Origin of the sequence: Thalassovita autumnalis, assembly GCF_001458255.1 — a bacterium.
Classification (GTDB): Bacteria; Pseudomonadota; Alphaproteobacteria; order Rhodobacterales; family Rhodobacteraceae; genus Thalassobius; species Thalassobius autumnalis.
The window spans coordinates 76,480-90,114 of record NZ_CYSB01000009.1 but is presented as its reverse complement, the minus strand read 5'-3'; the positions used below and the strand labels follow the sequence as shown (position 1 = coordinate 90,114).

General features: G+C 60.1%; 13 protein-coding genes. 7 read left to right on the top strand and 6 right to left on the bottom strand.

The window, feature by feature from the left end; genetic code table 11:
• Positions 1 to 88: 88 nt before the first annotated feature.
• The 3 genes from TL5118_RS03245 (at position 89) to TL5118_RS03235 (ending at position 3,328) form a co-directional block, all read left to right on the top strand.
• The gene (locus tag TL5118_RS03245; protein ID WP_058243903.1) at positions 89 to 1,096 is read left to right on the top strand and encodes an ABC transporter permease; all 1,008 of its coding nucleotides are present in this window, start codon (positions 89 to 91) and stop codon (positions 1,094 to 1,096) included.
• Positions 1,089 to 2,027, top strand: a complete 939-nt coding sequence (locus TL5118_RS03240; RefSeq protein WP_058243902.1) for an ABC transporter permease — start codon at positions 1,089 to 1,091, stop codon at positions 2,025 to 2,027. Before TL5118_RS03245 ends, TL5118_RS03240 begins: the two co-directional genes overlap by 8 nt.
• Before the next feature lie 206 nt (positions 2,028 to 2,233).
• Positions 2,234 to 3,328 carry a YeeE/YedE family protein gene (locus tag TL5118_RS03235; RefSeq protein WP_106404170.1) on the top strand — a complete coding sequence of 365 codons (1,095 nt, stop codon included), beginning with the start codon at positions 2,234 to 2,236 and terminating at the stop codon, positions 3,326 to 3,328.
• Here the strand turns inward: TL5118_RS03235 and TL5118_RS03230 are convergent.
• Positions 3,264 to 4,541, bottom strand: a complete 1,278-nt coding sequence (locus tag TL5118_RS03230) for a DUF3422 family protein (protein ID WP_058243901.1) — start codon at positions 4,539 to 4,541, stop codon at positions 3,264 to 3,266. The genes TL5118_RS03235 and TL5118_RS03230 overlap by 65 nt on opposite strands.
• Positions 4,542 to 4,758: 217 nt before the next feature.
• Between TL5118_RS03230 and TL5118_RS03225 the strand changes: the two genes are divergently transcribed.
• Positions 4,759 to 5,421 carry a DUF1684 domain-containing protein gene (locus tag TL5118_RS03225; RefSeq protein ID WP_058243900.1) on the top strand — a complete coding sequence of 221 codons (663 nt, stop codon included), beginning with the start codon at positions 4,759 to 4,761 and terminating at the stop codon, positions 5,419 to 5,421.
• On the opposite strand, the gene TL5118_RS03220 is transcribed toward TL5118_RS03225, so the two are convergent.
• The 5 genes from TL5118_RS03220 to TL5118_RS03200 all read right to left on the bottom strand — a co-directional run bounded on the left by TL5118_RS03220 (position 5,411) and on the right by TL5118_RS03200 (position 10,827).
• Positions 5,411 to 5,812: a PaaI family thioesterase gene (locus TL5118_RS03220; protein ID WP_058243899.1), complete on the bottom strand. Its 402-nt coding sequence runs from the start codon at positions 5,810 to 5,812 to the stop codon at positions 5,411 to 5,413. The genes TL5118_RS03225 and TL5118_RS03220 overlap by 11 nt on opposite strands.
• 142 nt (positions 5,813 to 5,954) lie before the next feature.
• Positions 5,955 to 7,388: an NAD(P)(+) transhydrogenase (Re/Si-specific) subunit beta gene (locus tag TL5118_RS03215; protein WP_058243898.1), complete on the bottom strand. Its 1,434-nt coding sequence runs from the start codon at positions 7,386 to 7,388 to the stop codon at positions 5,955 to 5,957.
• Positions 7,389 to 7,401: 13 nt separating this feature from the next.
• On the bottom strand, positions 7,402 to 8,973 hold the full coding sequence (locus TL5118_RS03210) for a Re/Si-specific NAD(P)(+) transhydrogenase subunit alpha (RefSeq protein WP_058243897.1): 1,572 nt from the start codon (positions 8,971 to 8,973) through the stop codon (positions 7,402 to 7,404).
• 148 nt (positions 8,974 to 9,121) lie between these two features.
• Complete coding sequence (locus TL5118_RS03205) at positions 9,122 to 9,571, bottom strand: methyltransferase family protein (protein WP_058243896.1); 450 nt, start codon at positions 9,569 to 9,571, stop codon at positions 9,122 to 9,124.
• 299 nt (positions 9,572 to 9,870) lie between these two features.
• Entirely contained in the window at positions 9,871 to 10,827 is a 957-nt protein-coding gene (locus tag TL5118_RS03200) for an MBL fold metallo-hydrolase (RefSeq protein ID WP_058243895.1), read from the bottom strand.
• Positions 10,828 to 10,992: 165 nt separating this feature from the next.
• On the opposite strand from TL5118_RS03200, the gene TL5118_RS03195 reads away from it, so the two are divergent.
• The 3 genes from TL5118_RS03195 to kynU all read left to right on the top strand — a co-directional run bounded on the left by TL5118_RS03195 (position 10,993) and on the right by kynU (position 13,505).
• Positions 10,993 to 11,745, top strand: coding sequence for an SDR family NAD(P)-dependent oxidoreductase (locus TL5118_RS03195; RefSeq protein WP_058243894.1), 753 nt, complete (start codon positions 10,993 to 10,995; stop codon positions 11,743 to 11,745).
• 9 nt (positions 11,746 to 11,754) lie between these two features.
• Entirely contained in the window at positions 11,755 to 12,129 is a 375-nt protein-coding gene (locus tag TL5118_RS03190) for an MmcQ/YjbR family DNA-binding protein (protein ID WP_058243893.1), read from the top strand.
• A 149-nt stretch (positions 12,130 to 12,278) separates the two neighbouring features.
• Positions 12,279 to 13,505 carry a kynureninase gene (kynU, locus tag TL5118_RS03185; protein WP_058243892.1) on the top strand — a complete coding sequence of 409 codons (1,227 nt, stop codon included), beginning with the start codon at positions 12,279 to 12,281 and terminating at the stop codon, positions 13,503 to 13,505.
• Positions 13,506 to 13,635: the final 130 nt, after the last annotated feature.

Sequence of the window (13,635 nt, the reverse complement as noted above, 5' to 3'; positions counted from 1 at the left end):
GGCCCACCTCGGGCCGGGGCTTTTTCTTGAGCGCGCGAGAGTGTATGACCGCGCGCAGAAACAAGAATAGCCGCAAAGGCCTCCGTATATGCTGACTTTTACTGTTCGACGATTGGTGTTGGCCGTGCCAACCCTGTTGTTCATCAGCCTTGTCATCTTCCTATTGCTCGAGCTGGCGCCGGGCGATCCGATGGCACAGGTCCCGCTCACCGTACCGCCAGAGGTAAAGGAAAAGATGCGCGAAGCGCTGGGTCTCGGCCAGCCAGTGCACATCCGTTTCGTCAAATGGCTGGTGCAATTCTTCTGGATTGAACCCCAGGTTCTCTTTGACCACGTCTTTGGCACCACCTTCGCCGAAGGCAAGCTGCGCGTGCTTAGCTGGCAGACCCGTTCGCCGGTTATGGACATCGTTGTGCAGCGTATGCCGCAGACCCTGTGGGTTGTGGGCATGTCCTATATCATCGGTGTGCTGATCGCGCTGCCGATCGGGATCTACTCGGCCTACCGCCAGTATTCGATCTTCGATCAGGTTGGTACCTTCATCTCGATGATCGGCTTCTCGGTGCCCACGTTCTTCACCGGCGTTCTGTTGATCGTGATCTTCTCGGTGAACCTTGGCTGGTTCCCCTCGATCTACGACACCACCCATAAGGTGACAGATTGGGACAGCTTCGTTGGGCAGCTGCGACAGCTGGCGATGCCGGTTTTTGTGCTGGCGCTTTACAACGCCGCACAGATCAGCCGCTTCATGCGGGCCTCGATGCTGGACAACCTCAATCAGGACTATGTGCGCACCGCACGGGCCAAAGGCCTGGGTGAAAAGGCCGTGGTGCTGGTACACGTCCTGCGCAACTCGATGATCCCGGTTGTGACCGTGATCGCCCTGGGGGCACCGCAGGTCTTTGGGGGTGCGATCATCACCGAACAGGTGTTCAAGGTGAACGGTCTGGGCCATCTGCTGATCGGCGCGATTGAGGCCAACGACCTGCCGACCGTGCAGACGCTGACCTTTATCTTTGCGCTGCTGATCGTGGTCTTCAACATCATTGCCGATGTCCTCTACGGCATCCTGGACCCGAGGATTCGCTATGACTGATGAAAAGCAAACCGCAGCGATCGGCGCCCTGTCCGATCCGATGCCCTCTGCCCCGCCGCGCAGCCAATGGCGTGCCGTTTGGGAGCAGTTCAAAACCCACAAAGGGGCTTTGTTGGGCGGTATCATCTTCCTGGTGATCGTTCTGACGGTGTTTGTTGGTCCCTGGATCTGGCCTTATGACCCGACCTACATCGACATCCGCGCCCGGAATCAGGGCCCGAGCTTTGCCCACCCGCTGGGCACCGACCAGCTGGGCCGCGATACGCTGGCGCGTATGATGGCCGGCGGTCAGGTTTCAGTTGCCGTGGGCATCACCGCGATGCTGCTGGCGTTGTTCCTGGGTTCGTTGGTAGGCGTGCTGGCCGGCTTCTTCAAGAAGCTCGACGGCCCGCTGATGCGTCTTACTGACCTGTTCCTGGCGCTGCCGCTCTTGCCGCTGCTCTTGGTTATGGTGCTGTTGTTCCGCGACACGCTGAACCAGGCCTTTGGACCTGAGACCGGGATCTTCATCCTGATCGTTCTGGCTATCGGTGTGACCAGCTGGATGCCGACCGCACGGATCGTGCGCGGTGACGTTCTGGCGCTGAAGGAGCGTGAGTTCGTTCTGGCCGCCCGTTCCATCGGCACCAAAAACGGCAAGATGATCACCCGCCACATCCTGCCCAACGTGCTGTCGCCAATCATGGTGTCAGCCACGCTGGGGATCGCCAATGCGATCATCACGGAATCGGCGCTGTCCTTCCTTGGTCTTGGCTTCCCGCCGGACTTCCCGACCTGGGGCCGTCTGCTGTTTGATGCCACCGACTACCTGCAGCAATACCCTGAGCGGGTGTTCTGGCCGGGTCTGGCCATCTCGCTGACGGTGCTAAGCGTGAACTACCTTGGCGACGGACTGCGCGACGCATTGGATCCCCGGATCCGCGGCCGCTAAGGCGCAAATAAGAACACTGGAACGGCCCGCTGCCCCCGCAGCGGGCCGTTTTCTTTGCCCAAGCTAGCAGCACAAACGTGCGTTCCGACAGCAACCGCCCGATCGGGAAACCGTTCCCCTCACAGCCGCCAACCCAACAAGCAGAGAGATTGATTTCCCTCAATCACATTGGCATTCGTGCATTTGTTCGCATCTGAGGTGACAAAATGTACGAAGCTCTGTTGGAAACCCTCTCCTTCATCCCCGGTCTGGAAGACAAGACCGCACCCGAGGTGGCCGTCTATGCCGGTCTGATCCTTGGCGTGCTGTTTGGCGCTGTGGCGCAGGTCACCCGCTTCTGTTTCCGCCGCGCGGTTGTCAGCGGCCCGGATCAACGTCAGGCCGCAGGTGTCTGGCTGACCGCGCTGGCGCTGGCCATCCTCACCACGCAATTTGCGGTCATGTACGGGCTGATCTCCTTCGACGACCACCGCTTCATGGTCACCGACTTGCCTGTTGCCGCCATCGCCCTTGGTGGGCTGCTGTTTGGCGCAGGCATGGTGCTGACCCGCGGCTGTGTGTCCCGCCTGACCGTGCTGAGTGGCTCTGGCAACCTGCGGGCCCTGACCGTGCTGGTGGTTTTCGCCATTGTCGCCCATGCCACGCTGAAAGGTGTGCTGGCGCCGCTGCGTACAGCACTCGGCAGCTATACGGTTCCGCTTGAAAACGCCGCCCTCCCCGGCGCGGGACCGATCCTGGCAGGGCTTATCGCCTTTGCCCTTCTCGCCGTTGCCGCCCGCTCGGGTGCCCGCCCCTCACATCTGATCGGCGGCGCGGTGATTGGCCTGCTGGCGGCGGCGGGCTGGGTCACCACCGGCTATGTGCTCTATGATGATTTTGACCCGGTGGCGCTGGAAAGCCTCAGCTTCACCCTGCCCGCCTCGGAAACGCTGTTCTGGACCATCGCTTCTTCTTCGATCTCCGCCACCTTTGGCACCGGTATCCTAGGTGGCGTTTTGGCAGGGGCCGCGATTGCCGCCCTGATCCGCGGAGAGTTCCAGTGGCAGAGCTTCGACAGCCCAGCCCAAACCGGTCGCTACCTGAGCGGAGCAGCGCTGATGGGTGTGGGCGGTGTTCTGGCGGGGGGCTGCACCTTGGGCGCTGGTCTGTCGGGTGTGCCAACGCTATCGGTGGCCGCGTTGCTGGCGATCCTGGCAATTGCAGCGGGCGGCGTGATCGCCGACCGCCTGTTGAAGATCAATGCATCTTCTTCTGGATCCGCCGGATCATCCACCAAACCACCGCTACAACCGGCAGAGTAAGTGCTGCGGTCAGCTCGGCCTTGCTTAGGCCGAGCAGCTTTGCCAGCGGATAGGCCCCATAGGATGCCAGCGAAACAGCGTAGTAGCTGATCGCCACCACAGACAGACCCTCCACCGTTTTCTGCAATTTCAGCTGCATATCGGCACGTTTGTCCATGCTGGCCAGAACCTTCTGGTTCTGCGCCGAGCGTTCCACATCCACCCGTGTGCGCAGCAATTCGCCGGCACGCATGGCCCGGTCTGACAGATCGGCCAAGCGGCCTTCGGTGGATTTCACCGTCCGCATCGCCGGATCATAGCGCCGCATCATAAACTCCGCGAAGGTCTGACGGCCCTGAAATCGTTCCTCCCGCAGGACTGAGATCCGCTGGTTCACAATCGCCTCATAGGCCCCCGTCGCGCCAAACCGAAAGGCATTGCGTGTGACCATCTGTTCCAAGGCGGCAGAGGTTGACAGCAACCGCGCCAGCGTTTCCTCAGCCGGCAGGGTATCATCGCCCAGCTGATCCACCAGCTGCGACAGGGTCTTTTCAACCTCCCCCAAGGGTGCTGACAGCTGCTTCACACGGGCAAAGCCCAGCATCGACATGCTTTTGTAGGTCTCAATCTCACACAGGCGCTGCACAATGCGCCCCACCCGCCGGGTGCCTGTTTCGGTGTTGGCAAAAACCGCAAACCTGGTGTGGCCTGCGGGATCGATCCGAAAATCGCCGGCAAGGATCGCGTCATCATCCAGCACCCGGCTGACCGCCAGGCTTTCGGGCACAAACCAATCGCTGAGCAGCGTATCAACCGCCGCACTCTCAGGTCGTTTCTGCACCCGGATATGACAGGCCGCGACCCGGACACCCGGCGCTTCGGCCAGCCAATCCTTGGGGAACACCTCAAAATCTGCCGGGTCAAAGGCGCGATCTGACAGGGTGGAGGTGAAGGCGGTATAGGTCACAAATTCCGTGTGACTTTCCCATTTCACCTCATGGCGGCCAATGCGTCCCGAATAATGGGTGGCCCCCGGCTGCGGATGTGGCGCGCCATGGCGATCCAACAGGGCAATCAGATGCTGCAGATCCGCCTGCCGGTCGCGTCCCACCGCCTGTTCGGGCCGTTTGATGGCGACGTAAACGGCTGTGCAGGGCACATCCAGGGTGGGGAACGGACGGGCGTGCAATTCATTGGCCAATTCGTACCGCAGCGGGTGGTCTGTGATCGACATCTTGGGGGCCCTCAAATCTCAGTGGGTCTTTGATGGCAGATCAGAATGTAAAAACAAGTTATTTTTCAGTGTGTTGAAGGAATACTTCGGCATACAATTCCGCACTCCCCCACGCAATCGGCCGCTGAATGCCCCGGGAACGCGATCAGCGCAACACAGGGTCAGGGTTGTTTTTCTCCCGTACAACTCTACGTCTAAGGGATGACGGAGGATTGCAATGAACGAGGCCCGCTCCCCTCAGACCTACCATGGCCCCGATGCCTATGCGCTGGCCGATTGGCGGCGCCGGATCAATGACCTTTATGCTGCGGTGCGCGCCACCCGTGACGCCCGTGCGGGCTGGGCGCTCTGGCATGAAACCCGCAGCCATATGTTCCAGTGTCACCCGATGTCACCGCTGCCCAAACAGGCGCGGTCCGGCCATTATGACATTCCGGTCTTCCCCTACGATCCCAGCCTGCGACTTGAGGTGTCTTTGGATCCCGTGACGGGTGCTGTGCCGCTGCAGTTTGATCTGGGCGCGGATGGTCTGATGCAGGCCCGCCCGGTGGCGCGAACCCGTGGGCTGCAGCGCCTTGGCGCTGAGCTGACCCTCTATTGGATCGAAGGCTACGGTGGTGGGCTGTTCCTGCCGTTTCGCGACGCAACCAACGGGCATGGCAGCTATGGCGGTGGGCGGTATCTGATTGACGCAATCAAAGGCGCGGATCTAGGGCTCGACCGGGACGGCAGGCTGATCTGCGACTTCAACTTTGCCTATACGCCGTCGTGTGCCTTTAGCGATGGCTATGTCTGCCCGCTGTCCCCGGCTGAGAACACCCTGCCCCAACCGGTACGCGCAGGCGAGAGGTTTGAGGCAGCAGCCCCCCTTAACCGGTGACCAGCACCGTGCCCTGGGCAATCGCGCAGAGTTTCTCTTCCCCGTCTTTCAGCGCGTAGACTTTGCAGGAACAAACCGCCTGCCGTTTGCCATGGCTTTCTACCTCCGCCCGGGCGATCAGGCGTTCCCCAATGGCGGGGCGCGAATAGTTGATCTTCATCTCCAACGTCAGCACCTGGCCCAGAACAGAGGCCCCGGCATAGGTCAGCGCATTATCCGCCAGATAGCTGACCGCCCCACCATGCACAAAGCCATGCTGCTGCTTCAGCTCATCGCGCACCGGCAGGTGCAGCTCGGCAAAGCCCTGTTCAAATTTCTCCAGCTCCGCGCCCAACAGCACGCTGAACGGCTGCTTCTGCAGAATGCCGCGGCCAAATTCCAGAATGTCCATATCCGATCTCCTCTGTCCGCCAGAGGAGAGGTTTTGCGCAAGACTGTCAAAGGCGACCACGGGTCAACAGGACCCAATAAGGCGCAAAGAAAAAGCCCCACCAGATTGGCGGGGCTTTTCTAGTCTCAACGCGTGAGCCGGATCAGCTGATACGGGTCAGCAGGTCATCCAGCGACTTCTTGGCGTCACCGTAGAACATGCGGGTGTTCTCTTTGTAGAACAGCGGGTTCTCGATACCGGAATAGCCGGTGCCCTGACCGCGTTTCGACACAAACACCTGCTTGGCTTTCCAGCATTCCAGAACCGGCATGCCCGCGATGGGGCTGTTCGGATCTTCCTGCGCGGCCGGGTTCACGATGTCGTTCGAACCGATCACGATGGCCACATCGGTTTCGGGGAAGTCGTCGTTGATCTCATCCATCTCCAGCACGATGTCGTAAGGCACTTTCGCCTCAGCCAGCAGCACGTTCATATGCCCCGGCAGACGACCAGCCACAGGGTGGATCGCGAAACGCACGTTCTTGCCCTTTGCGCGCAGGCGACGGGTCAGTTCCGCCACATTCTGCTGCGCCTGTGCCACCGCCATGCCGTAGCCTGGGATGATCACGATGCTGTCGGCCTCTTCCAGTGCGGTCGAAACCCCGTCCGCGTCGATGGCGATCTGTTCGCCTTCCACTTCCATCGCCGGACCCGCTGCGCCGCCGAAGCCGCCCAGAATAACCGAGATGAACGAGCGGTTCATCGCCTTACACATGATGTAGCTGAGGATCGCACCGGAGGAGCCCACCAGCGCACCAACCACGATTAAGAGGTCGTTGCCAAGCGAGAAACCAATCGCCGCAGCCGCCCAACCCGAGTAGCTGTTCAGCATCGACACAACCACCGGCATGTCGGCGCCGCCGATGCCCATGATCAGGTGATAGCCGATGAACAGCGACGCGATGGTCATGATGATCAGCGGCAGCAGGCCACCGGTGTTGCAGTACCAGATCAGCGCCACCAGCGACAGGATCGCCGCCGCCGCATTCAGCACATGGCCACCGGGCAGTTTGGTTGCTGCCGAGGTCACTTTGCCCGCCAGCTTGCCATAGGCCACCACCGAACCGGTGAAGGTCACCGCACCGATGAAGATACCCAGGAACAGCTCAACCCGCAGGATACCGATCTCAACAGCGTCCTTCTTGGCCAAAAGCTTGGCAAAACCTTCCAGCGCTTTCTTCTCATCCGCGCCCATCGCCAGCACACGGCCCAGTTCGATATGGGCGATGAAGCCCACAAAGACAGCGGCCAAACCCACCAGCGAGTGCATCGCAGCCACCAGTTCCGGCATCTGGGTCATCTGCACCCGGTTGGCCAGCTGGTAGCCGATGATACCACCCGCCGGGATCAGCAGGATGGAGACCCACCACAGACCGGCGCCGGGGCCGATCAGGGTTGCAAATACCGCCAGCCCCATGCCGACGATGCCGTACCAAACGGCGCGTTTGGCGCTTTCCTGACCAGACAGACCGCCCAGCGACAGGATGAAGAGAACAGCCGCAACAACGTAGGCGGCAGTCGTGAAACCAAAGTCCATAAGTCCTTACTCCTTAGGATTTCTGGAACATGGCGAGCATGCGCCGTGTCACGAGGAAGCCGCCAAAGATGTTGATCCCGGTCATGAAGACCGACAGCGCGGCAAGGAGGATCACCAGGAAGGAGCCCGAGCCGATCTGCATCAGCGCGCCCAGAATGATGATCGAGGAGATCGCGTTGGTCACCGCCATCAGCGGGGTGTGCAGCGAATGCGCAACGTTCCAGATCACCTGGAAGCCGACAAACACCGCCAGAACAAACACGATGAAGTGCTGCATGAAGCTGGCCGGGGCCACCAGACCAACACCCAACAGCAGAACCGCGCCAACGGTCAGCAGGGTCACCTGGTTCTTGGTCTGCTTCTTGAACTCAGCCACTTCCTGTGCCCGGATCTCTTCCGGCGTCAGCTCAGGCACGGTTTCCTTCGGCTTGGCCGCAATCGCCTGCACTTTCGGCGGCGGCGGCGGGAAGGTGATCTCACCTTGATGGGTCACGGTCGCGCCACGGATCACGTCATCTTCCATGTCGTGGTTGATCTGGCCGTCCTTTTCAGGGGTCAGGTCAGCCATCATGTGACGGATGTTGGTGGCATAAAGGCTGGAAGCCTGCGCCGCCATCCGCGACGGGAAGTCAGTGTAGCCGATGATGGTCACGCCATTTTCGGTCACGATCTTCTCGTCCGCGACGGTCAGCTTACAGTTGCCGCCCTTTTCCGCTGCAAGGTCCACGATGACCGAACCCGGTTTCATCGCTTCGACCATGTCTTTGGTCCACAGCTCAGGCGCTTCGCGGTTCGGGATCAGCGCGGTGGTGATCACGATGTCCACTTCGGGGGCCAGTTCGCGGAACTTGGCCAGCTGCGCTTCGCGGAACTCATCGGACTGCACGGAGGCATAGCCACCGGTCGCAGCGCCATCGGTGCCTTCTTCTTCGAAGTCCAGATAAACGAACTCGGCACCCATCGATTCAACCTGCTCGGCCACCTCAGGACGCACGTCAAACGCCAAGGTGATCGCGCCCAGCGAGGTCGAGGTGCCGATCGCGGCCAGACCAGCCACACCAGCGCCCACAACCAGCACTTTGGCTGGCGGCACTTTACCCGCAGCGGTCACCTGACCGGTGAAGAAACGGCCAAAGTTGTTGCCCGCCTCGATCACCGCGCGGTAGCCGGCGATATTGGCCATGGAGGACAGCGCATCCATTTTCTGGGCGCGGCTGATCCGTGGCACCATTTCCATGGCGATCACATTGGCGCCTTTGGATTTGGCCAGTTCCATGCCCTCTTCGTTCCCACCGGGGTTGAAGAAGGAGATCAGCGTCTTTTCTTTGTTCAGGCGCTTCAGCTCGGTTTCATTGGGCTGACGGACCTTGGCAATGATGTCGGCGCCTTTCCACAAAGCGGCGGCGGTTTTGACGATCTCAACACCGGCCTCCTCATAGCTGGCATCCGAGAAGCCCGCGGCCAGACCGGCCCCGCTCTCGATGGCACATTCATAGCCGAGTTTCTGTAGCTGACGCGCCGAGTCCGGCGTCATCGCGACACGGTTTTCGCCGTCAAAGATTTCCTTTGGCGTTCCGATTTTCAACTGTCACGTCCCCCTTCAGAACTGTGTTCGTTGCTTCGTTTAGAACGAAGATGTTAACTCATTCGGGCGCGCAATAATATTGCGCAGAACTACGCACCCTTGTGATACCTATTTCGCACCCATGTCAAACCTAACGTAAAGCCAAGGCCTAGACCCAACGCCGCGTTTTTTGACAATAGCGCGCAAAGTCTAAGCGAAATTTCTTTCGCAGGGCGTTTTCTTCTGGGATGACAAAACGTTTCTCCATGAACCAAAGAAAAATGGGCACCAATGGCAAGGACAAAATTGTATCGAAACACAAGATCACCCCAGCCAGGATCAGCACATAGCCAAGATAAATAGGGTTGCGGGACCACTTGAAGACCCCACCCGTGACCAGCTGCGCGGCCTCACCTCGGGGATGAAATGTGGTGTTCATCTGCCGCATTTGACTGACCGCCATCGCGATCAAGATCACCCCACCGCCCAATAAAACGGCACTGAGGAGGTCAATAATTGGGCTCTTCAGGCTCAACCCCGCCGGCACCACCTGCGGCAGGGCTAAGGCCAGCAAAACAGTCAGCAAAAGCCACACCGGAGGGATATCAAATCTCTTCATTTTACTCTCCTGACACCAATGGTCCCCAGCGCCGCGCCCATGCCGATCGTGGGCAACCATCCCGGGCGGTCTGGTTTCACTGACAGGTCCTGCCCCGGCCGTTATCGGCGGGACGGCCGGGGCCATCCCGCCTGCGGGGTCAAACTGCCCGCCCGGAACCAAGACCGACAAGGGCTTTTATGCGGGGAAGCCGCGGCCTTGTGTCCCGGAGGAGCCTCGGAGTGACAATTTGGACCCGCCCCCATTCTGGGATCGGCCAAATTGTCCAATAGAATCGACTGCTTGGTTGGCAGTGATGCTTATTCCCATTCCATTTCTTCAAAGACACGACCGGCGTTTTTCGTCGCCAGCTCCTCAAAGGTGTCCAGATTCGCCCAGGCGCTTTGATCCACATAGTAGGCGCCGGCCAGATCACCGCCCTCATCGATATGCGCCCCCACCTTGGCGCGCAGATCGCTCAGATAGTCGTAGGTGTAGCGGCGCACCTGCGCCAGATTGGTTGGATGACCATGACCGGGGATCACATAGGTGGGCGCCAAAGGTTCCATCTCCGTTTCCCATGTTTCCAACCAGCAGGAGGTGCAGATGCCTTCAAAGATCGGCAACATCCGCTCATGAAAGGCGATGTCACCCGCGATCAGCATGCCCCAATCCGGCAGCCAGACCTGTGTGTCGCCCGGATCATGGGCCGGCCCCATATGCATAACCTCAATCTGTACCCCGCCAAGGGTCAGGCTGTAGCTGTCTTCAAAGCTGAGGTTCGGCGTCGCGGTGCGGGTGCCTTCGGCCTTATCGCGGTTGTAGCGTTCCATCCCCTGCAGGATGAAATCCGCTTCTGAGGTAAAGGCCTCAATCGCATCGACATGGGCCAGAATATCGACGCCCAGATCCATCCAATAGGCATTGCCCAGCATCGCATGGCCCTGGCCGTTTTCGTTGATCACCAGAACCACCGGCTGATCGGTGACCGCCTTGATCTCCTCATGCAGGGCGGCGGCCAGCCGCACCGAGGCGCCACCGTTCACCACAACAACGCCTTCGTCTGTCACGATGAAGGACAGGTTGTTGTTATGGCCTGAGTTCTCATAGGTCGGCGGTGCTGTGGCCCCGATGGCCGAAAACACATGCGGGATCACTTCAACCGGTTTGGAATACAGTTCCGACCCCGGATATTGATCCGCAATGTCTTCGCTGGCCAAAGCAACAGATGCAGTGGTAGCGGCAATAACGCCCAGCAGCGGTGCATTCAGTTTCATAGTGATCCTCCCGACCTCACATCGCGATCAAATTCACTCATGCGAATGTAATTGTAAAGACCGTAACACACACACATGTGCAGAAATGACCCAGCGGAAAATCGCCTCTGACTTGCACCGGGGGCTGGCGTGGCTATCGTCATCCCCAACACGGGAGGAATGAATATGCATCTGAAGGGAAAACACGCACTGGTCACCGGAGGCGGCACCGGAATTGGGCTGGGCATCGCAAAGGCCCTGGCGGCGCAGGGCGCTGAGGTGACCATCACCGGCCGTCGCCTCGACGTGCTGGAGGCTGAGGCCGACAATGGCCTGCACGCCCTACAGATGGATGTGGCCGATGAGGCATCGGTGGTTGACGGCGTTGCCGCAGCGGTTGCGGCGCGTGGCCCGATCCAGATCTGTGTGCCCAACGCCGGCATTGCCGAAGGCCGCGCCCTGCATAACACCGAGATGGAGTTCTGGCGCCAGATGATGGCGATCAACGTGGATGGCTGTTTCCTGACCATCCGCGAATGCCTGAAATCGATGCATGGCACCGACTGGGGTCGGGTGATCGCCGTCAGCTCCATCGCGGGCCTGCGCGGCTTGAAAGGTGGCGCTTGCTACACCGCCACCAAACACGCCATGGTCGGCATGATCCGGGCACTGGCGGCAGATTACGCAGGCAAGCCTTATACGTTCAACGCGCTCTGCCCGGCCTATGTGGACACCAACATCGTGCCGCAAAACGTCGAAAGCATCATGAAACGCACTGGCATGAGCGAAGAAGAGGCGCTGCAGGTGATGGTCGGCGCCAACCCGCATGGCCGCTTGATCACAGTGGAAGAGGTGGCCGAGGCCGCGATGTTCCTTTGCGGTGAACACTCCGGTTCCATGAACGGGCAAACCGTGCAGATCTCTGGCGGCGAAATGTAAGGGGCGGCGATGACCCGGGATGAGTTCAATCAGTTCTGTGCCGGTCTGACTGCCACCAGCCATGTGGTGCAATGGGGTGATTCCGACGTCTGGAAAGTGGCCGATAAGGTCTTTGCGATCTGTGGCTGGGCCGAGGGGCGCGATGCCTTCACCTTCAAGGTGACCCAGCTGGGGTTTGAGGTTCTCTCAGACATGCCGGGCCTACGCCCGGCCCCTTATCTGGCCTCACGCGGGATGAGCTGGATCCAGCAACATGGGGCCCCAGGTCTCAGCGATAGTGAATTAAAACAACACCTTATCGCGTCCTATGAATTGGTCGCCGAAGGCCTCTCCAAAAAGAAACGCCGCGCTTTGGGCATCCCGATTCCGGGTGAAGACGGCTAAGGCGCTTCCAGCAACACATCACGAAACGTGATATAAATTCGCACAAGAATTGCTGGTGCATCGCAAAAATCCTTCCGCTAAGCACGGGGCAACAAGAGGCCAACCTGGGCCAGCAGACGTGTCGCACTACGTGCCAGCGGGAGGAAAAGATGACCGATTTCAGCGCCACCAAAGAGATGTTTTATCTGCCAGAGGGCATGATCTATCTGGACGGCAACTCGCTCGGCCCGCTGCCGAAAGCGGCCCCTGCCAAGATGGCTGAGGTGATGCAGGACGAATGGGGCGAATATCTGATCACCGGCTGGAACAAAGCCGGCTGGATGGCGCGCCCAACCGAAATCGGAAACCGCATCGCCCGTCTGATTGGCGCCGAAGAAAACCACGTCATGATCGGCGACACCCTGTCGATCAAGGTCTTCCAGGCCGTCGCGGCGGCAATGTCGCTGCAACACGCCAAAGGCGGCGCTGCCGCCGCGCGCAAGGTGATCCTCAGCGACAATGGCAACTTCCCCTCGGACCTCTATATGGCCGAAGGGCTGATCAAGACGCTGGACCGCGATGGCACCTTGGGTCTGGAACTGCGTGTCGTTGACCCCGAAGCGGTGGCTGAAAACCTTACCGATGAGGTGGCGGTGATGATGATCACCGAGGTGGATTACCGCACCGGACGTAAACACGACATGAAGGCGCTGACCGAAAAGGCCCATGCCAATGGCATCGTCACCGTTTGGGATCTGGCCCATAGCGCCGGTGCGCTGCCGGTGGATCTGGCGGGCTGTCAGGCGGATTTCGCGGTGGGCTGCACCTATAAGTATCTCAACGGGGGCCCCGGCGCCCCGGCCTTCATCTATGTGAACCCGAAACATGCCGATGTGGCAGAGCCTGCGCTGTCGGGCTGGCTGGGCCATGATGCACCTTTTGCCTTTGAACAAAGCTACCGCGCTGGCGCCGGTGTGGAACGTATGCGCGTCGGCACCCCGCCGGTTCTGGCCAATGCGGCGCTGGCGGCGGCGCTGGATATCTGGGATCTGACCGATATGGAAACGATCCGCGCCCGCTCCAATGAGCTCTGCGATCTGTTCATCAAAGAGGTTGAAGCCCGCTGCCCCATGCTGGAGCTGGCCACCCCACGTGACGCCAGCGTGCGCGGCAGCCAGGTCTCCTTCCGCTTCAAAGAAGGCTACGCGGCCATGCAAGCCGTGATCGCCCGCGGCGTGATCGGTGACTTCCGCGCGCCAGACATCATGCGCTTTGGCTTCACACCGCTTTACGTGGATGAACAGGACGTGATCAAAGCGGCCGAGATTATCGAGGACGTGATGATTAACGATCTGTGGGATCAGCCGGAATACAAGGTGCGCAACCGCGTCACCTGAGCCCGGATGCCAGAACCCACCCAGCATATCCCTTTGTGCCGCCCGTGTTTCTGGGCGGCCTTCTGGCGGGCCAAGGCCCGCCTCAGCTCTATTGCCACCTGACAGCCGGATAAATCGCGCCTCCGCTGCG

Bases quoted from the DNA above. Each gene is read 5' to 3' on its own strand.
- TL5118_RS03230 (WP_058243901.1), bottom strand. From the start codon at position 4,541: ATGTCGATCACAGACCACCCGCTGCGGTACGAATTGGCCAATGAATTG.
- kynU (WP_058243892.1), top strand. From the start codon at position 12,279: ATGACCGATTTCAGCGCCACCAAAGAGATGTTTTATCTGCCAGAGGGC.
- TL5118_RS03200 (WP_058243895.1), bottom strand. From the start codon at position 10,827: ATGAAACTGAATGCACCGCTGCTGGGCGTTATTGCCGCTACCACTGCA.
- TL5118_RS03215 (WP_058243898.1), bottom strand. From the start codon at position 7,388: ATGGACTTTGGTTTCACGACTGCCGCCTACGTTGTTGCGGCTGTTCTC.
- TL5118_RS03245 (WP_058243903.1), top strand. From the start codon at position 89: ATGCTGACTTTTACTGTTCGACGATTGGTGTTGGCCGTGCCAACCCTG.
- TL5118_RS03225 (WP_058243900.1), top strand. From the start codon at position 4,759: ATGAACGAGGCCCGCTCCCCTCAGACCTACCATGGCCCCGATGCCTAT.
- TL5118_RS03195 (WP_058243894.1), top strand. From the start codon at position 10,993: ATGCATCTGAAGGGAAAACACGCACTGGTCACCGGAGGCGGCACCGGA.
- TL5118_RS03205 (WP_058243896.1), bottom strand. From the start codon at position 9,571: ATGAAGAGATTTGATATCCCTCCGGTGTGGCTTTTGCTGACTGTTTTG.
- TL5118_RS03240 (WP_058243902.1), top strand. From the start codon at position 1,089: ATGACTGATGAAAAGCAAACCGCAGCGATCGGCGCCCTGTCCGATCCG.
- TL5118_RS03220 (WP_058243899.1), bottom strand. From the start codon at position 5,812: ATGGACATTCTGGAATTTGGCCGCGGCATTCTGCAGAAGCAGCCGTTC.
- TL5118_RS03190 (WP_058243893.1), top strand. From the start codon at position 11,755: ATGACCCGGGATGAGTTCAATCAGTTCTGTGCCGGTCTGACTGCCACC.
- TL5118_RS03235 (WP_106404170.1), top strand. From the start codon at position 2,234: ATGTACGAAGCTCTGTTGGAAACCCTCTCCTTCATCCCCGGTCTGGAA.